Here is a 21,992-nt window from a genome sequence, read left to right as displayed (position 1 = left end):
GGACATTTCAGCAGGTTACGCAGCATAATAGCCGACACAAACCTGTTGAGGCGATGCGATGTACACTGACACCAATATCCGACAAGAACCCGCTTACCGACATATCGCCAGCGGTATGGAGTTTCATCTGGGCATGCTGGCAGCCTTGCTGACAGTGTGTATCTGGTCTGGCTGGCTGGTGGCCATGCGCTATTCGGGCGGGTCTGTGCTGACTACGTTCGATCTGGCAATGATGCGCTATGCACTGCCTGCTGTTTTGCTGTTTCCATTTGTCTGGCGCTCCCGGCATGCACTGCTGGAAACGCGCAAACGCTACCTGATCGGCATTATCCTTGGTGCAGGTTTGCCATTTTTCTACCTGAGCGCGGAGGGCCTGAAACACGCACCCGTAGTACATGCCGGCTTATTGATTCCGGGCACTTTCCCGGTTTTTGTGACCTTGATTGCCATGCTGTTTTATCGCGAACCACCTAACCGTCGTCGCTTGTGCGGATTACTGATGATTTTGCTGGGTGTCCTGGCATTAATGATGCCATCCTTGCTGCAAAACAATACCGATATACTGAAAGGCGATCTGTTATTGCTGGGTGCCAGTTTTTGCTGGGCCGTGTTTACTGTATCCATGCGTGTGGCAGGGTTGCCACCCCTGGCTGCAGCAGGATTGCTATGCCTGGGCTCCAGTTTGATCCTGCTGCTGCAGGGCTTCAGTCAGGGCTTTAACAGCGGAATACTGCTCGCCAGCGATCATGAGCTACTGCTCCAACTGGTGATGCAGGTATTGGGAGCCGGATTACTGGCAGGATTTTGTTATGGCTATGCAATTAATCGCCTTGGTGCCGAAAACACATCTGCAATTGGGTCACTGACACCGGTTGTAGCTGGTATTGCGGCTCTGCCCTTGCTGGGAGAAAGCCTCAGTAATGCCGCCATACTGGGCATGTTGTGTATTGGTCTCGGCGTGTTGATTGCCAGCGGGATACGCCCCAGGCAACCAACCCACTGATATAATGAATTATACGCTTTGGCAATGCGCCAGAAACGCATCCAGATCAGCATCCGATGTCACAAAGGACGTGACCATGCGCACAAAGCGTTGATCAGCACGACAGCTGATTCCTGAAGGCAGTGTGCGGACATCCCAGTCATAAAACACAGCCCCCTGCGCTTCCAGCGCATTCGCCAGATTACGTGGCAGCAATACAAACAGGCTGTTGGCCTCTACAGGCCAGACCACAGAGATGTCCGCATGCTGTTTCAACCCCTCAGCCAGGCGTAGCGCTTGGCGATTGGCATGCCTGGCCAGATCCAGCCAATGCTGATCGGCAAACCACGCCAATACCTGCGAACCCAGTAGTCGTCCTTTGGACAGCAGGTGCCCGGTACGCTTGCGACGATACTCAAAATCGACCGCCAGTTGAGGATCAAAAATCACCACCATCTCGGCACTCAGACAACCATTTTTACTCGCCCCCAGACAGAGCACATCAACACCGGCACGCCAGCTCAGATCAGCTGGCGTGCAGCCCAGGCTGACCAGAGCATTACTGAAACGGGCACCGTCCATATGCACTTTCATACCCTGCGCATGTGCCAGGTCGGCCAGTTGGGCAATCTCTTCAGGCCGATAGACCTGACCGGCTTCATTGGACTGCGTCAGACTCAAGGCACCCGGAACTGGATTATGTGGCGCATGTAGTGGTTGCTGCAGATACTGCTGCAGCTGTGAAAATGACAGTCGAGCACTGCCCTCGCCCAGAGTGATCAAGCGGGCGCCACCGGTAAAAAATTCCGGTGCCGTAGACTCATCCATGGCGATATGCGCCTGGTGATGGCAGATGATGGTCTGCCAGGGTTTCACCATCGATGATAATGCCAGGCAGTTAGCTGCAGTGCCTGTCGCCACAAAGTAGACTGAACAATCCGGGTGCTCAAATACTTCACGGACCTTTGCGACAGCTTGCTCAGTCCATTGATCATCCCCATAAGAAGCACAGATACCCTGATTGGCAGCTACCAGTGCTTCGATGATCTGCTCAGAGGCTCCGCTCTGATTGTCACTTCCAAAAAACATACATATCCTTTTTTTAATCCCGGACAGAGGCGGTCAAGCTTCAGCGTCCGAAGTTGCTTCAGCTTTTTTCTTCTCGGCGTTCATACGGAGGATTTTATCGGCCAGGGGGCCCAATTTCTGGCTGCCACGACGGCCTGCTGCATCATTGCGCGCCTGCTGCTCTGCTTCCTGACGAGCCTTTTCATACAGCGAAAGTTTTTTCTTGCGCTTTTTCAGCGCCTGTTGCTTGCGACTTTCATAGCTCTCAGGATCTGCCAGGCGCTCTTTTTTCTTTGGCGTTTTATCCAGCACAATCAGGTTGGCAGCACGTCGCTGTTTTTTGATACGGGTCATGATGATCTCTCTCCAGCGGCTTCAGCGGCTGCTTCCAGGGCGGCAAGACGCGCAGCTTCATCTTTAAGCTGCCACTCTTCCAGGGTTTCAAAACTGATACGTCCGAGCTTACCCGAGCGCATCTCATTAATCAGAATCTCTGATGCTTTATGTCGATCTACAACACCACCGGGACGCAAGCAGCCTCGCTTGCGCCCGATAGCATCCAGCAACTCATCACCGAGCTCCGGCAAAGACTCCAGACGGTAACGTTCCTGCAAGCGTTCGCCATAACGCTGCAGCATAAAACGTGCGGCATAGCCGGCCACCAGTTCGTGCTCTATTGCTGTATCCTTGATTGCGCCACTGACGGCAAGGCGATAGCCTGAATCCGGGTCTTCAATTTTGGGCCACAAAATACCCGGGGTATCTGACAAGGCCAGGCCTTTTTGCACGGTATACTTTTTTTGCTGGCGGGTTACAGCAGGCTCATTGCCGACCTTGGCCAGCTTTCTTCCCAGAATGGCATTGAGTAATGTCGATTTGCCGACATTGGGAATGCCCATAATCATTGCCCGGACAGGGCGACCGGCCTGAGCACGTCCCGGTACCATCTGTTTGCAGATTTCAGGCAGCCTCTTGATCAGCTTCTGCTGTGATTGATCCAGCGCAATGGCTTGCATCCCTTCCTGCTGATTAAAGTGGTCCAGCCAAACCTGTGTAACTGCCGGATCCGCCAGATCCTGTTTATTCAGAATTTTCAGAACAGCTTTGCCTTTGCGCAATTGGTTTACCAGCGGGTTTTCACTGGAGCGTGGCAGGCGGGCATCCAGCACTTCGATGACCAGGTCAATTTCACCCATCACCTCGGCAATTTCTTTACGTGCCTTGTGCATATGACCTGGAAACCAGTTGATTTGACTCATATTTTCCAAACTATTCAAACTTAAGTGGAATCAGAACGTCTAACTAGTGCGCTCTAACTGCAAACATTATACACTTTCCTTAATCCCTCAGTAGACAATAAGGTTATCCCGTACCATGAGCAATCAGGCTCAGATGCTTCTAACCCGCCAGCCAATCTTTGATGCACATCAGAAAGTTGTTGCGTATGAACTCTTGTGCCAGACAGATTCTGTCCAACAACTGGTCAGCACTGAGGATGACAGTCTGTCTTCAGCGGCTGTACTGGATGCCTACACCAGCATTTCTGATCAGGGCGAAGTAAAACGCGTGCCGGCATTTATTGCACTGTCCTTTGCTCTGCTGCAGCAAACCGGTCTCCCAGGCCTGCCGAAAAAACAGGTAATCCTGGAGTTCAACCTGCGAGGCATTGACCCCAAAGAGGCTCTCAAGGCACTGGTACCGCTGATCAATGAAGGTTACCGCATTGCCGTCAGTGGTATTGATCAACCTGAGGCCTATGCATCACTGCTGAAGCTGGTGTATCTCATCAAGGTCAGTGTTGCCGATAAAACACCGACTGAAATCGAGGCTTTGCGTCAGGATATGGCAGTCTGGAAACGCCCGCTGATGGCAACACATATCAGCGATTATGAAACACTGGAACTTTGTGTAGAGCACAAATTCAGCCTGTTTCAGGGTAATTTCCTGAGCAAACCTCGGGCTCTGCCAGGCCAGAAAGTTAAAGCCAATCAGGTGGTGCTGATTCAGCTGTTACAGATTTTGGGTGATCCCAAAGCAACTCCGGAAAAAATTGAAAAGCTGATTCTTCAGGACCCGGTACTCACATATAAATTGCTGCGCATTGTAAACTCGGCCGCTTACGCGCTGGTGCGTGAAGTGGAGTCTGTGGCTCAGGCAGTGGTTCTGCTGGGCCTGGAACAAGTACGTAAATGGGCAACAGTCATTTCTCTGGATGCCCACACAGGCAAGCCTGAAGAGTTGACCCGTAACCTGCTGACGCGTGCACATATGTGCGAACTCATTGCCAAGCAACAGAAACGCCAGCCGGTATCCGCCTATTTCATGGTCGGCATGATGTCAGGCATACATCTGTTGCTGGATATTCAGCAAGACGAGCTGCTGGTGCAGCTGCCACTGGCTGATGATATCAAGCAGGCAATTGCTGATCAGAGCGGTCCTCTTGGCAGCATTCTGTCACAAGTCATGAGCTATGAGAGCGGTGAATGGGACAAATTGCCCGCAGATTTTGATGGTGAGCTGTATGAAAACGCTTACCGAGAGGGATTGCGTCTGACACGCGAATCCATGCAGGCACTGTATGAAAGTGCCGCACACTGAAGCTGCAGACTCGGGTAAGGATGCACAGTCCGCTTAGAATACCAGAAAGCGATCTGCATCCTGCCAGGCTGGAAACTGCTCCCGAAAGCCGTTCAAGGCAGCTTTGGAAAGCTGGCAGGTTTGAATGAAGGCCGTGCCTGCCGGATGATCGCACAAGGGTACTCCCTTGAAATCGACCAGCATGGAATCACCACTATACTGGTTACCCTTGGCATCTTCGCCTACACGATTGACACCGATGACATAACTCAGGTTCTCTATTGCACGTGCCTGGAGCAGGGTCCGCCAGGGATGCGCACGGGGTGCAGGCCAGTTGGCTACACACAGTAGCAGATCATACTCAAAGGGTTGTTCATCGGATGACTGCTGCCGTAACCAGACAGGAAAACGCAGGTCATAACACACGCTCAACAGAATACGGAATCCCTTGAGCGTTACCACAACACGCTCATCTCCCATCGCGTAACGTTCATGCTCTCCAGCCATGCGAAACAGGTGACGCTTATCATAGAACACCAACGCCCCGTCAGGGGTTGCCCAAACCATTCTGTTGAAATACTGACCTTCTTCCTGAACAGCCACACTGCCTGTAATGACACATTGGCGCGCCCTGGCCTGCGCCTGCATCCACTGAATCACATCACTCTGATCCGATGCTTGCGCCATCTCGCGGGAGTTCATGGTAAATCCTGTAGCAAACATTTCCGGCAAGATGATCAGATCTGTTTTATCTCCATTCAGATCACCCAGCAAGGCTTCAATACGGCTACAGTTTTCCTGCGGCGCTTCCCAACGCAAATCGCACTGAACCAGTGTACATGCCAGCCCATGATGATCATTTGACATCTATTTCTCCTGCTGTTTTTTAAGAGGTGCGCTGGTCAGATGCTTGCCCATTTCCAGAGCAATGCGACACTGTACCAGGAACTGATTAAAGACTTTGAAATCACGATCCTCTACCGGACCGGAGGTCTCAGTTTTATCGGCATACAGCAGTCCCAGGGTTTTTCCCGATACAATCAGTGGCGACACGATCAAACCACCTGGCATTACACTGTGCAAATAAGCTTTGGGTAAACGGTTTTGCCAGCCAGGATCACGGGCATCAGGCACCAGCAGTGCAGCGCCACGATCCAGTATATGAAAAAACAGACGGTGCTGCGGATCTTCACGATTAAGCTGAAAATAGACCATTAGCGGGTCCAGCTGCTCTCCTTCGAGCAATTTGGCTACCAGCTGTTTACCACCCTCGACACTGAGACAAAATACCACCCGCTCCAGGGAACTGCTGGCTTCAATGCCTTCGACACAGGTCAGCAATATCTCGGTTGTCGGGGCCTGCCCCGTCATCAATTCGCTCATTTTCTCAAGATACTGGAGTTGGCGCTGATTGTACTCAGCCAGGCGCTGACGCTGCTCGGCGGCATAAGCATCTTCCTGCTTTTGCTTGTTGCGTTGCTGCTCCTGGCGAGCATGGACATAAAATGCAACCTTGCGGGTCATTTCATCCAGTGACTCATTACCACTGGCCGCAACTGGCGGAATCAGGGCTCTGTGTGACAAACCGTACTGATCAATATGATCACAGAGTTGACGAACGGAGTGATTCAGCGTTTCTTCGAGTTTTTCAGGGGGAAGACGAGTCAGCTCAGCCATATGCACCAATTGCTCAGTGTACTCATCCCCCTGAAGCTGAGGAGAGCGCTGATAAATCTGCTCAAACAACTGGTGACAGCCTGAGACAATCTGCTGGTTCAAACGCTCCTGTTCGGAGCAGCCCACCGGCGCCTCTCCGGTTCTAAGGCTGCTGACAACCCGTTTGGAGAATCCCCAGCTTTGAATCAGATCGCGGCCAATACTGACAAACTCACCGCCCAGAGCCTGTTGCTGGATATTGACCCAACTGAGACGGCGCTCCCTGCGCATAATCTGCATGTCACGGTAGAGTTCAGGCAGAGTGAAGGCAACCACGATTTCACCCAGGCTGAACAGCAGCCCACAGATATAGGTTTCCTCGACATCCTCGACCCCGGCAGACAATGCCAAATCACGGGCTGTTGCAGCATTCAGTACGGCCGCGACAAGCAGATCCTCGACACTGGTATCACGCTCCTGATCAGCAAAGCTTTCAATCAGCTTCAGGGTCATACACAGGTTGCGGATACGTTCAAAACCGATAAGCACCACGGCCCGAGAGATAGCCGTGACCTTGCCACCACTGCGGTTGTAATGGTTTGAATTGGCCAAACGCAGCAGTTTGGTGGTGAGGTTGGCATCTTTCATCACTGCAATAGCGAGTGCCATCGCATCCGTATCACCGGCACTACTGATCTGACGGATCTGATTCACCGTTGCACTGAATACCGGCAGGTCACCCAGCCGATCAAGGCGTGCATAAATGGTGTTCATGGTTTCCTGATACTTCAAGGAGATACCGCCCTTAGCTGAAGTGACCTGTCTGGTAGACTCACTGTTTACAGCATAGTCCGGCTGTCGCCGTCACTCAAGCCCCTTGAGATCAATCAATACGACGACCACGATCCAGCTGAATACACTGATCAAACCTCTCCAGCCCCTGACGATGATGTGTAATCATCAACACTGTTTGGCCAGGCCGATAATTTAGCAGCGTGTCCAGTACTTGCTGTGCCGTATCCATATCCAACCCTTCTGTCGGCTCATCCAGAATCAGGACAGGAGCTGGCTTCAACAACGCCCTGGCAACCCCCAGGCGCTTGCGCTGACCACCGGACAGGCGGTTACCCCCCTCGCCGACCTCTCTCTCTAAACCTTCACTGCCCAGCATATCAACCAACTCCAACTGCTCAAGCAGTTGCATCATCTCGACATCAGTCGCATCCGGGTTCCCCAGACGCAGGTTGTCTCTGACACTACCGGCAAAAAGCTGTACCGGCTGGGATAAGACTGACAATTGCTGGCGTAGTTGAGCTTCCGGGTATGCCTCAACAGGCACGCCACCCAGGTATATCTGCCCCTGCTGATACAGCCAAAAGCGCGTCAGTAAATTAATGACTGAACTTTTACCGCTACCGGTATGGCCTGTCAGGGCTATTTTTTCGCCCGGTTTAATATGCAGGCTCAGTTGCTGGAGTACAGATGTTGAGTCATAGGCAAAACTGACCTCCTGCAATCTGATTTCACCTGGCGCTGTGGGCTGGACAGGTTGAGCCGGAAAAACAATATCACTGCGCTGTTCAGTAATCTCTAGCAAATTGGCAGCCGCTGCACGCGTTTTACCCAGATATTGGAAGGCCATGGGTAAAGGTGCAACCGCTTCAAAACTGGCCAGCACACAGAACACCACCAGTGCCAGCCAGGCAGGTGCCAACGAACCTTCGGTGACCAGTGAAACACCAATAATCAACGCCAGCAGGGTTGTCAAACCCGCCGCCAGCGCCATCAGCCCGGTCACCAGACCGGTAATCAGGCTCATGCGCAACTGGGTGTCCAGTAAAGACTGCTGACGCTGTTCCAGCAGTGCCTGCTGGGTATCCAGTGCCTGATAGAGATGCAACTCACTCATGCCCTGCACATAACTCAGGCTGGCCTGGCGCAGGGCTGATGCTTTTGCAACCTGTGACTGCCCCAGCGTGGCACCCAAACGGTGCCCCAACATGGGAATCAGAATACCGGCACTCAACAGCGCAACCAGAATCAGCACACCCAAAGACGGTGCAACCCACCATAAAAACCCTGATACCAGCAAAGTGGTTACTGCTGCAATCAAGCTCGGCGAGAGCACTCGCAGATAAAGATTATCCAGCGAGTTGATATCGGTGATAATCCGATTCAGCAGATCAGCTGAGCGGTAATGATGTAAACGTGCCGGGTTCAGGGGCTCCAAGTGCCCATAGAACCAGCTGCGCAAGTCTGCCAGCAGACGGAAAGTAGCTTCGTGAGTAGTGATGCGTTCAAAGTAGCGCCCTGCTGTACGAGCAATGGCAAAGCCCCGGACACCACCGCCAGGTGTCATGTAATTAAATGCCTGAGCTGTCGCCACCGAAACGCCCGCAAGGGCGGTCGCTGCAATAAACCAACCTGACAGGGTTAGCAGGCCGATACTGGCAAACAGGGTTAAGAGTCCTAGAAAGCTACCCAACAAGACCCAACCCAGATGGGGCTTCATCAAACGGATAAAGGGGGCCAAACTGCTCATTCACTGCCCTCCTTCAGCTGTGCTGTCGGTGACTCTATAGCCGCTTCAATACACTGTCCCTGATGTAAATGCAGAATACGCTGCGCCAGACGCAATGTTGTGGGACGGTGTGTCAGCAGAAGAGTTGTACGCCCCTGACATAAGTGCTCCAGCGCCTTCAATACCTGTGCCTCACTTTCCTGATCCAGACTCGCTGTTGGCTCATCCAGTAACAGCACCGGAGCATCCTTTAAAAATGCACGGGCCAATGCGAGGCGTTGTATCTGTCCGCCCGAGAAATTATTACCGGCCTCTCCCACCTGGGTATTCAGCCCATCCGGCAAGCGTTGAATGAACTCACTTGCAGCAGCCTTGTCACAGGCATTCTGTAACGCGGCATCAGAAGCATCAGGCTTCGCCATAAGAAGGTTGTCACGAATAGACCCAGGGAACAGAGTAGTATGCTGACTGACGAAGGCTATACGCTGCATCCAGTCTTGCCGAGACAGACTTGAGAGGGGCTGATCGCCAATCAGAACCTGCCCTTCGGCGGGACGTTCAAATCCGGCCAGCAGATTCAGAACCGTTGACTTTCCTGCTCCGCTGGGCCCCACCAGCGCCACACATTCGCCTGGGTTTACCCGGAACGAACAGTGTTGCAGCACAGCAGATGACTGACCAGCATAACTGAAGCTGACCTGATCCAGAGCCAGTCCAGGTAAACCCTTGCCCATCGGCACACTGCCACCGGCTTCAAGACGCTCCGCTTCGTTAAGCAGATCGAGGATACGTTCAGCAGCAGCCGTGGCTTCCTGCTTGGCATGGTAATGCGTACCCAGCTCACGTAGCGGCAGATAAAACTCAGGGGCCAGTATCAACAGAAACAAGGCGTGGTAAAGCGTGATTTGCCCGCCCCAGCTACCAAAATCCAGCAACCCCAGAAAACTGAAGCCCAGGTAAACCGCCAGAACAGCAATCGAGACAGACGCAAAAAACTCCAGCACAGCCGAAGACAAAAATGCCAGCCGCAAAACCTGCATGGTGCGCAAGCGAAACTCTTCCGCATTACGGGCAATAATCTGTCGTTGAGCCTGACTCTGGGAAAACAGTTTCAGTGTCGCCAAACCCTGAACAACATCAAGGAAATAAGCACTCAGTTGAGCCAGCGCCTTGAAGTTGCGACGATTGGCTTCGGCAGCCCGGGTGCCAACTAACGCCATAAACACCGGAATCAGTGGAGCAGTAATGAGAAAAATCAGTGCAGCAGCCCAGTTAATCGGTAATACGAACACAAGAATAACCAGAGGCAGCATGACCGACAGTGCCATTTGCGGCAGATAACGTGCGATAAAACCGTCCAGCGCCTCAACCTGCTCTATCAGCACGCTACTTAGTTCACCACTGCGCTGCTGTCGCGTATAAGCTGGCCCCAGTGCGGCCAGTCGCTGCAGTAACTCGGCACGTAAACGCGCACGGACGCCCACGGAGGCACGCTGACCACACCACTCGCGCAGCATGCCGGCCAGTACACGTACGATCAATGCCAGCAGGATCACCACTAGCCAGGGCCAGAGATCCGGCAACTGAGCCTGATGGAAGAGTGTTGCATCAACGGCCCGAGCCAACAGATGCGCTTGAAGAATCAGCATCAAGCCAGCAAAAAGACCTGCGGCGATGCTAAGGCGAATCCAGCGTTTTTCATCCCCAACCAGCCCTTTGAGCCAACGGGATTTTTCACGGCTGGAATCGCGACTAGATGCTTGCATGGGTTCTCTTAGACAATACGTTTAATCAAAGACACTCGGCGGCGAGTTTTCGGGCCTGCTGCAATCGCTCTTCACGCCCAGCCTGAGACACGGGTTTACCACGCATGGTTGCTATGCGGGGATTAAACACCGCTGGCTGAGACTGTAACCAGGTCAATACTTCAACGGCTCGCTCGGGTTGGTTGCATACTAGCACCATATCACACCCGGCCTCTAAAGCCCGGCGACAGCGTTCAACATAACTGCCGGCAAGGCTGGCGCCTTCCATCGTCAAGTCATCACTGAATATCACACCCTTAAATCCTAACGCACCACGCAATTTTTGTTTCAGCCAGTAGGTTGAAAAACCGGCGGGCTCAGCGTCTACCTGACTGTATACGACATGTGCCGGCATAATCGCATCCAGCCCCTTGTCGATCAACGCCTTGAACGGGCAAATATCGGCCGCGTCCAATGCCGCTTCAGCACGCTCATCCACTGGAAGTTCAAGATGGGAATCAGCTGTCACCCAGCCATGGCCGGGGAAGTGCTTACCGGTTGCAGCCATGCCTGCCTCATGCATCCCTTGCATAAATGCAGTTGAAAGGCTGATGAGTATCTGAGGGTCTGAGGAAAAAGCACGATCACCAATCACTGAGCTCTGTTGCCAGTCAATATCCAGCACTGGCGCAAAGCTGATATCTATATCAAACTCACGCAATTCGGTGGCCATCAGCCAGCCCAACTCTGTTGCCAGATAACGGGCACGTTCAGGCTCACGGGTATAGATCTGCCCAAGACAGGCCATAGGCGGCAGTCGGGTAAATCCTTCACGAAACCGCTGTACGCGACCGCCTTCCTGATCTACGGCGACAATCAGGTCTGTACGGACTGCACGAATAGCATGCATCAGCTCATTCAGCTGCCCGGGGTTCGTATAGTTACGACTGAACAGAATCAAACCGCCCACTTCCGGCTGCTGCAATCGCTGTGCTTCTTCATCTGTCAGCTGGGTACCCACCAGGTCCAGCATCAAGGCGCCTGTTGTCATGTAGCCTCTCATTCAGCCGTTATCAGGACCCGACAACCCGTCGGAACCTGTTGGAAAAGTTCAGTAATGTCACTATTACGCATACGGATACAGCCATGCGAACGGGGTTCACCCATAGGTTCAGTATCCGGAGTGCCATGAATATAGATATATCGGCGCATGCTATCGACACTGCCGAGTCGATTATACCCTGGCTGCTCACCACACAACCAAAGAATGCGCGTCAGAATCCAGTCTCGCTGAGGATGCTGAAGTGCCAGCTCCGGACTGTAGATTTCACCGGTAAAACGTCGCCCAACCAGCACCGCGTTCTGCGGCAAACCGGCGCCAATTTTAGCACGGATTCGGTGCCGGCCAAGTGGCGTACAACCAGAGTTTTCCTGGTTACCTGGACCCCGACTGGCGGTAGAAACTGAAAAACTGCACAACACACGCTCGTCATCATAGAGTGACAAGCGTTGCTGCGCGATAGAGATGTGAATATGCAGCGACATCAGATACGGGAGAAATAAATTTTTTCGCCACGTGCCTGCATGCCAGCCGCCAGAACAGGAATCATGCGGTGCAGAATCCGCTCAATTTCAGCGCTGTCTTTGAAGCTGCTTTTTTCCAGCGTCAACAGCATGTGGTAATTCGACAGGGTGAAAACAATCGATCCCAGCAGAAAGTGCAGGCGCCAGAAAAACTCATTGTCTTCCATCGGCGCGGCGTCCTTACGCAGACAGTCCAGAAACGTCTGCAAGCGGTGCCAGTACTCCGTAACGAAAAACTCACGCAACTCTTCCTGGTTCTTCATGTACGCAAGCTCCAGCAAACGCATGAAAACAGACAGAGAGTAAGTATTGATCTGACTGACATTCAGCAGCGCGCGCATCAGAATCTCAAGCAGCTCTTCGATACGTACCGGAGAAGAATCCAGCAGCCGGTCAGCCAGGGCTGTTTCAATTTCGGCACAGAGCGGCTCCATGAGTCGCTCACAAACCGCATTGACCAGCCCCTGCTTGGAGCGAAAATGATAATTAACAGCCGCCAGGTTAACATCTGCAGCTGAAGTGATCTGTCGCATGGTGGTCTCGGTAAAACCCTGCTCAGCAAACAGAGCTTCCGCAGCCAATATAATCCTTGTGGCAGTCTTGACCCGACGCTTCATCACTCCCTCCGTGCCTTTTCTCTAAAAAGATGAACTCGCGTTTGAAACCATTTTCTCCGATATTATACAAGCTTGTATGTAAATGTCATTGATTATTATTACATTAGTGGTCGCTGACTAATGCGCTGCCACCAGCGCATCAGGACGCGGTCTGACGAATCGGCCGCCAACTCACCCAGCCGATCCTGCAGCCCCTTTTTATGCTCATAATGCACTTTATACAGATCTGCATCGTTTGCAGCCTCACACAAGTACTCATCACTGGTCATCAATCCATCAACCAGCCCCTGCTCCAGCGCCTGACGCCCATACCAGATCTCCCCTGTAGCAACCTTGGCGATATCCATGGATGGACGGTATTCACGCACAAAATCCTTGAATAGCTGATGTGTTTCTTCCAGCTCTTCTATAAATTTTTCACGCCCTTTTTCGGTATTCTGGCCAAATACGGTGAGCGTGCGCTTGTACTCGCCCGCCGTCAGTACTTCGTAATCGATATCATGCTTTTTCAGCAACCGGTGGAAATTAGGCAGCTGAGCTACCACACCAATTGATCCGACCACTGCAAACGGAGCCGCCAGAATGCGGTCTGCAATGCAGGCCATCATATAGCCACCACTGGCAGCGACCTTGTCAACGCAAACAGTCAATGGGATCTTCTTGCGACGCAGGCGTTCAAGCTGGGAAGCAGCGAAACCATAGGCATGCACCATACCTCCAGGACTCTCCAGATTCAGCACCACTTCATCCTGCTCAGGGCGCGCAATCGACAAAATAGCCGTAATTTCTTCACGCAAATGATCTGTCGCAGAAGCACTGATATCACCATCAAAATCGATGACATAGATTCGCTTTTTGTCCTCTTCTTCCAGCTCGCCCTTCTTGGCAGCCTTGCGTCGAGCCTTGGCATCTGCTTTTTCCTGCTTGCGCTCCTGCTTGATACGCTGACGCAGTAACTCTTCATCCAGCACAGACTCTTCCAGCGCTTCATACATATCCTTGTACTTGTCATTCAGGTTTTTGACATCTATATGCCCTTCTGCCTGATGATGCCGGCGACGACTGGCAAGACTGACCAGCAGCACCACCACCAGCAACAACGCCACGACCAGCGTCGCCGTTTTGGCCAAAAACAATCCATACTGGGTTAAAAATTCGATCACAAGGTTCTCCACAAACAAGTGTTGGCATCCGGTTCGCTTTCGCGGTGCGCTAATGTACCATAGAGCATAGAAACAAGCCCGGAAGAGACTGCATGACGACACATATTACGCTGGAAAAGATTGTTCGCAAACTGCCTGAAAAATTCAATCCGTCACAGGCCAATGGTTTTAAAGCCGTATTTCAATTCAAAATCAGTGATGCAGACGCATTTTTTCTGGAAATTGACGAAGTTGACTGCCAGTCTCACTATGGCGAACATGGCGATCCAGACATCACATTACTCATGGACGAAGCGACCTTGATTCGCGTCATGACCGGAGAGCAGGACGGCATGAGTGCTTTCATGAAAGGCCAGCTTCGAGCAGAAGGCAATGTCATGCTGGCAACCCGGCTAAGCAAGCTGTTCAACCGTTAATACGGTACTGAACAAATGCCTCAATCAACTGGCGGGAAATCGAAAAACTCGATGGCAGATCTGGCAGGTTTTCACGATCAAACCAGCTGGCAGAGAGAATTTCTTCTCCGTCCGGTTGAATCTCACCACCCGCGTAATCGGCAAAATAACCCAACATCAGCGAGTGCGGAAAGGGCCAGGACTGGCTTTTGAAGTAACGAATATTACACACCTCAATACCCACCTCCTCCTTGACCTCTCGCATCACCGCTTGCTCGGCGGTTTCACCTGGCTCAATAAAGCCTGCCAGCGTGCTATAACGCCCTGGCGGGAACTTGGCAGCATGGGCAAGCAGGCACTGCTCGCCACGCAATACCAGCACGATGATACAGGGCGAGACAGGCGGATAATGCACATGCCCACACCCAGAACATAGCCGCGCTATTTCCTCGTCAGGATGAGGTAGCAGCGGTGCTGCACAGCACTGGCAGAAACGAGCATGCTGCTGCCATCGCTGCAGCTGCGCCTGACGGGAAAGCGCAGCGTAGTGCTGCTCATCTTCTGCACCAGACAAGGCTTCTCGCAACAAGTCCATGTGTACCTCTTACCTGCCAGGGATTAACTTTTAGGGATAGGTTTTAGGAATTAGTCTCTGCAGACACTGATTCTGTCGCAGAGGATTCAAACTGCTTCCACAGGCAATTTCCACCAGATTTTTTCTCCAGCGTCTCCAGAAAAGCCTCATGCGCAGCCAGCTCAACATCAGATGCAGAGATAACCTTGAGCTGCATGCCGGCTGTATCTACCGGACGCATACTACTGATCCCACTCTCTTCACCACCATCTGTATCGCTGCCAAGCGCCAGAGCTGTCTGCCCCCCCGTCAGCAGCAAATAGACTTCAGCCAGAATTTTCGAGTCAAGCAACGCACCGTGTAACTCACGGTCAAAGTGCTCAATACCGAAGCGCCGACATAAAGCATCCAGGTTGTTTTTCTGACCCGGAAACTTCTTTCGGGCCAACAGCAGGGTATCGGTTATCTTGGGGCAGATATCTGCCATACGCTCAGTGTAGCCATTGCGCGCCAATTCAGCATCCAGGAAGCCAATATCAAACGCTGCGTTATGGATAATCAGCTCTGCGCCACGTACAAACTCGATAAAAGCGTCACTTACAACCGCAAAGCGAGGCTTATCAGCCAGAAACTCATTGGTGATGCCATGTACAGCAATCGCTTCAGCCTCAACCTCGCGATCCGGCTTGATATACTGATGGTAGTGGTTGCCAGTCAAACGCCGCAGTTGCATTTCAATGCAACCGATTTCAATAATATTGTGACCTTCTGCAGGGTCGATACCGGTTGTCTCGGTATCCAGTACAATCTGTCTCATCAGGCTTTCCGTCTTCCAAATTCTTCCACACCACGATTGGCAAGCGCATCGGCTATCTCGTTTTCAGCATGACCACTGTGCCCTTTAACCCAGCACCACTCAACCTGGTGCCGGTTAACCTCCTCATCCAGCGCCTGCCATAAGTCGACATTTTTCACTGGCTGCCTGGCCGCTGTTTTCCAGCCATTACGCTTCCAGCCAGCCAACCATTCGGTAATTCCTTTACGCAGATATTGAGAGTCTGTCGTCAATCGGACATGACACGGGCGTTTCAGGCAACGCAAGGCCTCAATGGCAGCCAGCATTTCCATCCGGTTATTGGTGGTATCTGCTTCTCCACCATAAAGCTCTTTTTGCTTGCCTGCATAGCGTAGCAAAGCCCCCCAGCCACCGGGGCCTGGATTTCCTTTACAGGCGCCATCGGTAAAAATTTCCACTAAACTCAAACTGACTTACCCCTGGCGGATTTATGTCGGGCCGAAGGCTCGGCCACAGGAAAGCTGATAAGTTTACGCGTTTTCCAGGCAGGTTTTAATGGGGTCATACCCATAACATCCTTACGCACCCACATCATCAATACCACACCACTGTAGGTTGGCAATCTGGAAACCCAGGATCCCAAAAAGCCCAAGCGATGATACCAACGGGCATTTTCGATAGGTGGCTGATGGAAATCACTGACACTTTTTAACTCGGTCAGATCCAGCAAGCGCATCCAGTCATGTAAACGCCAATGACTAAACCCCTGAGCAGCCCAGGGCAAGGGACGACCTGCATGAAAACGACGACACAGCCCCCAAAAACTAGCAGGGTTGAAGCTGACCACTAACAAGTGCCCACCCGGACGCAACACCCGGGATGCTTCCCGCAGGACTTGATGTGGATGCTCTGCAAAATCCAGCGCATGGTGCAAGATAACGACATCCAGACTGCTATCTGCCAAGGGTAGCTCATTGGCTTCTGCAACGAGGTTATGCTCATCCATACCGAGCACCATCTGCGGACAGAGCATCACCTTGTGCGAGACGGGACTGGCATCAAACAGTCTGACGGACGGATCGTAACCCACTTGAACCAGATGATAACCAAACGCACCATGAACCAGCGTATCCGCCATTTTGCGCTCACAGGCCGCCACCTCCTGGCCAAGTGGTGTAGCGTACCAGTGACGTATCGCTTCAGCAGGGTGTAGAGCTGTCTGTTGAGAGTGTGAATTCATGCTGCGCCCTCACGCCTTTCATCCAGAGATTCTGAGTTTATTTCTATACCGACTAAACATGCCGCTCCTAATTACAGTACAATCGATTCAGGCTAAAGTTTCATCGACGGAGCAAATCATGCTGAATCTGACCCCTATTCCTGCATTTAGTGACAACTATATCTGGGCCATTAGCGATCCTGAACACCCGGATGCCGGTGTCATTATCGTTGACCCAGGCAGCGCTGAGGTTGTTCAGCAATGGCTTCAGGAGCACCAGCAGACACTGGCTGCGATTTTAGTCACGCATCATCATGCCGACCATACGGGGGGCGTGATCGAACTGCAACAACAAAACAATTTTTGCCCTGTTTACGGACCTGCCAACTCCACATTTGAAGGTATTACCCAGCCCCTGACAGAGGGAGACCTCATCTACTTGCTGGATACCGGCTTTGAAATCAAGGCAGTTCCCGGCCACACACTGGACCATATCAGCTATTACGCGTCCAGTGCAGGTCTTTTGTTTTGTGGCGACACACTGTTTATGGCTGGCTGCGGACGCCTGTTTGAAGGAACTGCCGAGCAGATGCAAGCAGCTATGGACTATTTCGCCAGCTTGCCGGATGACACAAAAGTTTGTGCTGCGCATGAGTACACCCTCTCCAATCTGGCTTTTGCACATGCCGTCGAACCCGAGAATCAGGACATCGGCATCATGACTGAAAAGTGTCGCAGCCTGCGTGAGCAGGGACTTCCAACACTACCTTCGCTGATCGGAATTGAAAAAGCCATAAACCCCTTCATGAGAACATCTGAAACCTCTGTTATTCATACAGTTTACGGCCATACAGGAGAGCATCCTGAAACCCCGGCACAAACCCTGGCCCTGCTTAGAGAATGGAAGAACAGTTTTTGATTGCGTCTGACGTGCTGACTGATAGAATGTGCGGTTAAGTTTATATTCAGCTTCAGGATTCGCATGTCTAGACTTCAAACAGGACTCAGAACTGGGCTGCTTGCCGTGACTGTCGCCGCTGTTGTCAGCGGTTGTGCCTCACAAAGCCAGCAGTCCGCGCAGGAAAGCACCCTGCGCCCAATGGAACAGACACGATTGATCGCTGGTATGCACTACGGCAGCCTGTATCAACGCAATCTTCTATTCGGATTGGCTCAGCCTTCGCAACCTGAAACAGCCTGGGACCTCACCCGTGACAATTTGTCACTGGAGCTGGATCTTGAAGAGGCCCGTCTGGCACGCGAGCTGGCATGGCTGGAGCAAAATCCAGCTCACGTCACTGCCGTCAGTCAACGTGCTCTGCCTTATTATCACTATATTCTTGAGCAGGTGCTGGAGCGCGGCATGCCTGCCGAGGTTGCTCTGATTCCCTTCATTGAAAGTGGCTATAACCCCTTTGCGGTTTCATCAGCACGTGCAGCTGGGCCTTGGCAGTTTATTCCGGGCACCGCACGAAACTTTGGTCTTGAAAGCAACTGGTGGTATGACGGTCGTCGCGACATTGTTGCCTCTACAGATGCCGCGCTGAATTACCTGTCCAAACTGAATGATATGTTTGAGGGTGACTGGCTGCTTACATTTGCTGCGTATAACGCCGGAGAAGGTAATGTCCTTCGGGCCATGAACCGCAACCGTGAGGCCAATAAACCATTGGATTACTGGTCTTTGCGTCTGCCTGCTGAAACCATGCGTTACGTACCCAAACTGCTGGCTACAGCGCGCGTCATTCGCGATGCCGACACACTGGGAGTTGAGCTGGAAGCCATTCCTGCTGAACCTTACTTCGCTCAGATCGATACCGGAGGCCAACTGGATCTCTCTCAGGCTGCAGCACTGGCAGAAATAGATCTGGATGAGCTGAAACGACTCAATCCAGGTTTCAGTCGCTGGGCTACTGCACCCGAAGGCCCTCACCGCCTGCTGGTACCCGTCGAAAATGCAGACCAGTTTCAGACTGCACTAGTGCAACTTCCTGTTGAAGAACGGGTCAATTATCAACACTATACCATTAATAGCGGCGATACCCTGGGTGCTATTGCCAGACGCTTCGGTACAACCGTTTCGGCACTCCAACAGGCCAACCAAATGGACCATACCCGACTTCGGGTAGGCCAGACCCTGCTGGTACCGGCGGGTAACACCGACCTCGCACTACAATCCGCCAGGGCAGGATCAGGTTAACAAAGAATGATAAAAGGTCTGCAACACTTTACGCGTATTACGGCCAGTATTGTTTTAATCAGCTTCAGCACCTGGAGCATGGCAGACCCTGAATATACCCATGGCATTGCCATGCATGGGGACCTGAAATACCCTGCCGATTTTACCCACTTTGACTATGTGAACCCTGATGCTCCCAAAGGCGGACGGGTTGTTCAATCCTCAATTGGCAGTTTCGACAGCTTTAATCCCTTTATTGTTAAAGGCACGCCCGCTGATGGATTGGGTTTGCTTTATGACAGTCTGACCAGCAAATCGGATGACGAGCCTTTTTCGGTCTATGGGCTCCTGGCCAAGCGCATCCGCCTGCCAGATGACCGACGCTGGGTCGAGTTTGAAATGCGCCCCGAAGCCCGGTTCAGTGATGGCAAACCGGTCACTGCAGAAGATGTCATCAACACCTTCCGCCTTCTGCGGGAAAAAGGCAGCCCTTTTTATCGCGCGTATTATGCCGACATCGTCGACATTCAGGCGCTTGGCCCTCATCGGGTCAGATTCGAGTTTGCTGAAACTGAAAACCGCGAGCTGGCCCTGATTGTCGGTGAAGTACCCATTTTACCCAAGCATTACTGGGAGACACGTGATTTTGAAGAATCCAGCCTGGATATTCCCATTGGCTCCGGCCCCTATATTCTCAGCAGCTATAATCCCGGACGCTCAGTAACCTATCGCCGCAATCCAGACTACTGGGGTGTAAATCTGCCTGTTCGCAAAGGCCGTTACAATTTTGATGAATGGGTGTTTGACTACTACCGTGATGGCACAGTAGCTCTCGAGGCATTCAAAGCTGGTCAATATGACTATCGTACCGAACATTCAGCAAAAAACTGGGCCACAGGTTACACCGGTTCAGCCCTGAACCAGGGCCGCATCATCATGGAACAGATTGAGCATCAGAACCCGGTCGGCATGCAGGCCTTTGTCATGAACACTCGGCGCTCACTGTTTTCAGACCCTCAGGTACGTCACGCATTGGCACATGCTTTTGATTTTGAATGGACCAATCGAGCGATTTTTTATGATGCTTACAAGCGCAGCCACAGTTTCTTCTCCAACTCCGAGATGGCCGCAGAAGCATTACCTGATGATGCTGAGCTAGCTATTCTCGAACCGATCAGACATCTATTACCGGAGCAGGTGTTTACTGAAGTCTATCGCGCCCCGCAAACGGACGGTGACGGCAATATTCGAACCCAGATACGCGAAGGCCTGCATCTGCTGGCGGATTCAGGCTGGACCCTTGAGCGCGGCGTATTGCGTAACGAGCAAGGACAGCCCTTTCGGTTTGAAATTCTGATCATTCAGCGAGACCTGGAACGACTGATTGCACCCTTTATACGCAACCTTGAGCGCATGGGTATACAGGCACAGATTCGTGTAGTAGATATTTCCCAATACATCAACCGGTTACGTGAGTATGACTTTGACATGATCATTACCAGCTACGGTCAATCCAACTCTCCCGGTAATGAACAACGTGAATACTGGCACTCCAGTAGCGCAGAGCGCCCGGGCAGTCGCAACCTGATCGGCATTCGCAATCCGGCTGTAGACCACCTGGTCGAACAGTTAATTCAGGCACCGGATCGTGAACAACTGGTACTGCGCGCTCGTGCGCTTGACCGAGCACTGCAATGGCATCATTATGTAATTCCACATTATCATACAAACAGTTACCGCATTGCTTATTGGGATAAGTTTGGCATTCCCGAGACCCGTCCCAAGTATGCAATCGGCTTCGACACCTGGTGGATTAAACGCTAATGGGCGCTTATATTGTCCGACGCTTGTTGCTGATCATTCCAACCCTGTTTGGCATTCTACTGCTGAATTTCCTGATTATTCAGTTAGCTCCCGGAGGCCCGGTTGAGCAAACCCTTGCACAGCTACAGGGTTTTGGCGATACGACTGGTGAACGGATTGGTAGTGGCGGTGGCTCGGATATGGCCTCAGCACCTTCATCAGAAGGCACTGGCTACCGTGGTGCACAAGGACTGGATCCGGCGCTTATTGCCGAGATCGAACGCATGTATGGCTTTGACAAGCCCGCTCATGAGCGTTTTATGCAAATGCTGATCAGCTATCTCAAATTTGACTTTGGCACCAGTTTTTACAGCAGTAAAACCGTGATGGAACTGATCATTGAAAAAATGCCTGTTTCCATCTCGCTGGGGCTCTGGACAACCCTGATTGCCTACCTGGTTTCGATACCCCTGGGTATTCGCAAAGCTGTCCGAGATGGCAGTAGCTTCGATATGTGGACCAGCAGCGCCATCATTATTGGCTACGCCATACCCAACTTCCTGTTTGCCATTTTACTGATCGTCCTCTTTGCGGGCGGCACTTACTTTGACTGGTTTCCATTACGCGGACTGACATCTCCCGGCTGGGAAGAGATGACACTGCTGCAGAAAATAGGTGACTACTTCTGGCATCTGACTTTGCCGGTGCTGGCATCTGTTATCTCCAGTTTTGCAACACTGACCATGCTGACCAAAAACGCTTTTCTGGACGAAATACACAAGCAGTATGTCTTAACAGCCAAGGCCAAAGGCCTGGCTGAAAATCGTGTGCTCTATGGCCATGTGTTCCGCAATGCCATGCTATTGATCATTGCCGGCATGCCAGCCGCCCTGATCGGCATTTTCTTTACCGGCTCGTTGCTCATTGAGGTGATTTTCTCTCTGGATGGTCTGGGGTTGCTGGGCTATGAAGCCGTCATACGCCGCGATTATCCAGTGATATTCGGTACGTTGTATATTTTTACACTGGTCGGATTGCTACTCAAATTGATCAGTGACATCACTTATACGCTGATCGATCCGCGTATTGATTTCAGTAGTCGGGAGGGCTGAT

Annotated in this window: 22 protein-coding genes; 7 read left to right on the top strand and 15 right to left on the bottom strand. The window is 52.1% G+C overall.

Annotation, left to right across the window (positions count from 1 at the left end):
• Window positions 1–58 precede the first annotated feature (58 nt).
• Window positions 59–1,003 carry a DMT family transporter gene (locus ADINL_RS12590; protein WP_051632791.1) on the top strand — a complete coding sequence of 315 codons (945 nt, stop codon included), beginning with the start codon at window positions 59–61 and terminating at the stop codon, window positions 1,001–1,003.
• A 9-nt stretch (window positions 1,004–1,012) separates the two neighbouring features.
• Here the strand turns inward: ADINL_RS12590 and ADINL_RS12585 are convergent, their stop codons facing one another.
• From ADINL_RS12585 to ylqF, 3 genes are read right to left on the bottom strand one after another with little or no spacing between them, the layout of a single operon-like run.
• Window positions 1,013–2,071 carry a threonine aldolase family protein gene (locus ADINL_RS12585; RefSeq protein WP_036548406.1) on the bottom strand — a complete coding sequence of 353 codons (1,059 nt, stop codon included), beginning with the start codon at window positions 2,069–2,071 and terminating at the stop codon, window positions 1,013–1,015.
• 33 nt (window positions 2,072–2,104) lie between these two features.
• Window positions 2,105–2,404, bottom strand: a complete 300-nt coding sequence (locus ADINL_RS12580) for a hypothetical protein (RefSeq protein WP_051632790.1) — start codon at window positions 2,402–2,404, stop codon at window positions 2,105–2,107.
• Window positions 2,401–3,309 (bottom strand): ribosome biogenesis GTPase YlqF, encoded by a 909-nt coding sequence (gene ylqF / locus ADINL_RS12575; protein WP_193364968.1) that lies wholly within the window; start codon window positions 3,307–3,309, stop codon window positions 2,401–2,403. Before ylqF ends, ADINL_RS12580 begins: the two co-directional genes overlap by 4 nt.
• 115 nt (window positions 3,310–3,424) lie before the next feature.
• Between ylqF and ADINL_RS12570 the strand changes: the two genes are divergently transcribed.
• Window positions 3,425–4,648, top strand: coding sequence for an EAL and HDOD domain-containing protein (locus ADINL_RS12570; RefSeq protein WP_036548401.1), 1,224 nt, complete (start codon window positions 3,425–3,427; stop codon window positions 4,646–4,648).
• 33 nt (window positions 4,649–4,681) lie between these two features.
• Here the strand turns inward: ADINL_RS12570 and ADINL_RS12565 are convergent, their stop codons facing one another.
• The 8 genes from ADINL_RS12565 to sohB form a co-directional block, all read right to left on the bottom strand.
• Window positions 4,682–5,494 carry an amidohydrolase gene (locus ADINL_RS12565; protein ID WP_036548398.1) on the bottom strand — a complete coding sequence of 271 codons (813 nt, stop codon included), beginning with the start codon at window positions 5,492–5,494 and terminating at the stop codon, window positions 4,682–4,684.
• Window positions 5,495–7,075: an HDOD domain-containing protein gene (locus ADINL_RS12560; protein WP_204368239.1), complete on the bottom strand. Its 1,581-nt coding sequence runs from the start codon at window positions 7,073–7,075 to the stop codon at window positions 5,495–5,497.
• A gap of 91 nt (window positions 7,076–7,166) precedes the next feature.
• Window positions 7,167–8,825, bottom strand: a complete 1,659-nt coding sequence (gene cydC / locus ADINL_RS12555; RefSeq protein WP_036548393.1) for a thiol reductant ABC exporter subunit CydC — start codon at window positions 8,823–8,825, stop codon at window positions 7,167–7,169.
• On the bottom strand, window positions 8,822–10,570 hold the full coding sequence (gene cydD / locus ADINL_RS12550; protein ID WP_036548389.1) for a thiol reductant ABC exporter subunit CydD: 1,749 nt from the start codon (window positions 10,568–10,570) through the stop codon (window positions 8,822–8,824). Before cydD ends, cydC begins: the two co-directional genes overlap by 4 nt.
• Window positions 10,571–10,595: 25 nt before the next feature.
• Window positions 10,596–11,600 (bottom strand): beta-N-acetylhexosaminidase, encoded by a 1,005-nt coding sequence (nagZ, locus tag ADINL_RS12545; RefSeq protein ID WP_036548387.1) that lies wholly within the window; start codon window positions 11,598–11,600, stop codon window positions 10,596–10,598.
• An 8-nt stretch (window positions 11,601–11,608) separates the two neighbouring features.
• On the bottom strand, window positions 11,609–12,094 hold the full coding sequence (locus ADINL_RS12540) for a L,D-transpeptidase (RefSeq protein ID WP_036548384.1): 486 nt from the start codon (window positions 12,092–12,094) through the stop codon (window positions 11,609–11,611).
• A complete protein-coding gene (locus tag ADINL_RS12535) occupies window positions 12,094–12,750 on the bottom strand; it encodes a TetR/AcrR family transcriptional regulator (protein WP_036548381.1) in 657 nt (218 codons plus the stop codon). Before ADINL_RS12535 ends, ADINL_RS12540 begins: the two co-directional genes overlap by 1 nt.
• 98 nt (window positions 12,751–12,848) lie before the next feature.
• On the bottom strand, window positions 12,849–13,913 hold the full coding sequence (gene sohB / locus ADINL_RS12530; RefSeq protein ID WP_204368238.1) for a protease SohB: 1,065 nt from the start codon (window positions 13,911–13,913) through the stop codon (window positions 12,849–12,851).
• Window positions 13,914–14,005: 92 nt separating this feature from the next.
• On the opposite strand from sohB, the gene ADINL_RS12525 reads away from it, so the two are divergent.
• Entirely contained in the window at window positions 14,006–14,329 is a 324-nt protein-coding gene (locus ADINL_RS12525) for an SCP2 sterol-binding domain-containing protein (protein ID WP_193364967.1), read from the top strand.
• Here the strand turns inward: ADINL_RS12525 and nudC are convergent.
• The 4 genes from nudC to ADINL_RS12505 are packed head-to-tail and all read right to left on the bottom strand — an operon-like array spanning window position 14,319 to window position 16,918.
• The gene (nudC, locus tag ADINL_RS12520) at window positions 14,319–14,903 is read right to left on the bottom strand and encodes an NAD(+) diphosphatase (protein ID WP_051632789.1); all 585 of its coding nucleotides are present in this window, start codon (window positions 14,901–14,903) and stop codon (window positions 14,319–14,321) included. The two genes, ADINL_RS12525 and nudC, sit on opposite strands and share 11 nt — an antisense overlap.
• A gap of 43 nt (window positions 14,904–14,946) precedes the next feature.
• Entirely contained in the window at window positions 14,947–15,699 is a 753-nt protein-coding gene (gene dnaQ, locus ADINL_RS12515) for a DNA polymerase III subunit epsilon (protein ID WP_036548379.1), read from the bottom strand.
• Window positions 15,699–16,145 (bottom strand): ribonuclease HI, encoded by a 447-nt coding sequence (gene rnhA, locus ADINL_RS12510; RefSeq protein ID WP_036548376.1) that lies wholly within the window; start codon window positions 16,143–16,145, stop codon window positions 15,699–15,701. The genes dnaQ and rnhA overlap by 1 nt, the downstream gene beginning before the upstream one ends.
• Window positions 16,142–16,918, bottom strand: a complete 777-nt coding sequence (locus ADINL_RS12505) for a class I SAM-dependent methyltransferase (RefSeq protein WP_051632788.1) — start codon at window positions 16,916–16,918, stop codon at window positions 16,142–16,144. Before ADINL_RS12505 ends, rnhA begins: the two co-directional genes overlap by 4 nt.
• Before the next feature lie 118 nt (window positions 16,919–17,036).
• On the opposite strand from ADINL_RS12505, the gene gloB reads away from it, so the two are divergent.
• From gloB to ADINL_RS12485, 4 genes are all read left to right on the top strand, one after another.
• Window positions 17,037–17,816 carry a hydroxyacylglutathione hydrolase gene (gloB, locus tag ADINL_RS12500; RefSeq protein ID WP_193364966.1) on the top strand — a complete coding sequence of 260 codons (780 nt, stop codon included), beginning with the start codon at window positions 17,037–17,039 and terminating at the stop codon, window positions 17,814–17,816.
• Window positions 17,817–17,879: 63 nt separating this feature from the next.
• Complete coding sequence (locus tag ADINL_RS12495; RefSeq protein WP_051632787.1) at window positions 17,880–19,097, top strand: transglycosylase SLT domain-containing protein; 1,218 nt, start codon at window positions 17,880–17,882, stop codon at window positions 19,095–19,097.
• 6 nt (window positions 19,098–19,103) lie between these two features.
• Window positions 19,104–20,900 carry an extracellular solute-binding protein gene (locus ADINL_RS12490; protein WP_051632786.1) on the top strand — a complete coding sequence of 599 codons (1,797 nt, stop codon included), beginning with the start codon at window positions 19,104–19,106 and terminating at the stop codon, window positions 20,898–20,900.
• Entirely contained in the window at window positions 20,900–21,991 is a 1,092-nt protein-coding gene (locus ADINL_RS12485; RefSeq protein WP_036548373.1) for a microcin C ABC transporter permease YejB, read from the top strand. Before ADINL_RS12490 ends, ADINL_RS12485 begins: the two co-directional genes overlap by 1 nt.
• The last annotated feature ends 1 nt before the right edge of the window (window position 21,992 follow it).

Origin of the sequence: Nitrincola lacisaponensis (genome assembly GCF_000691225.1) — a bacterium.
Taxonomy (GTDB): domain Bacteria; phylum Pseudomonadota; class Gammaproteobacteria; order Pseudomonadales; family Balneatricaceae; genus Nitrincola; species Nitrincola lacisaponensis.
Note: the sequence above shows the minus strand (reverse complement) of the source record. Positions and strands in the feature narration are given on the sequence as shown.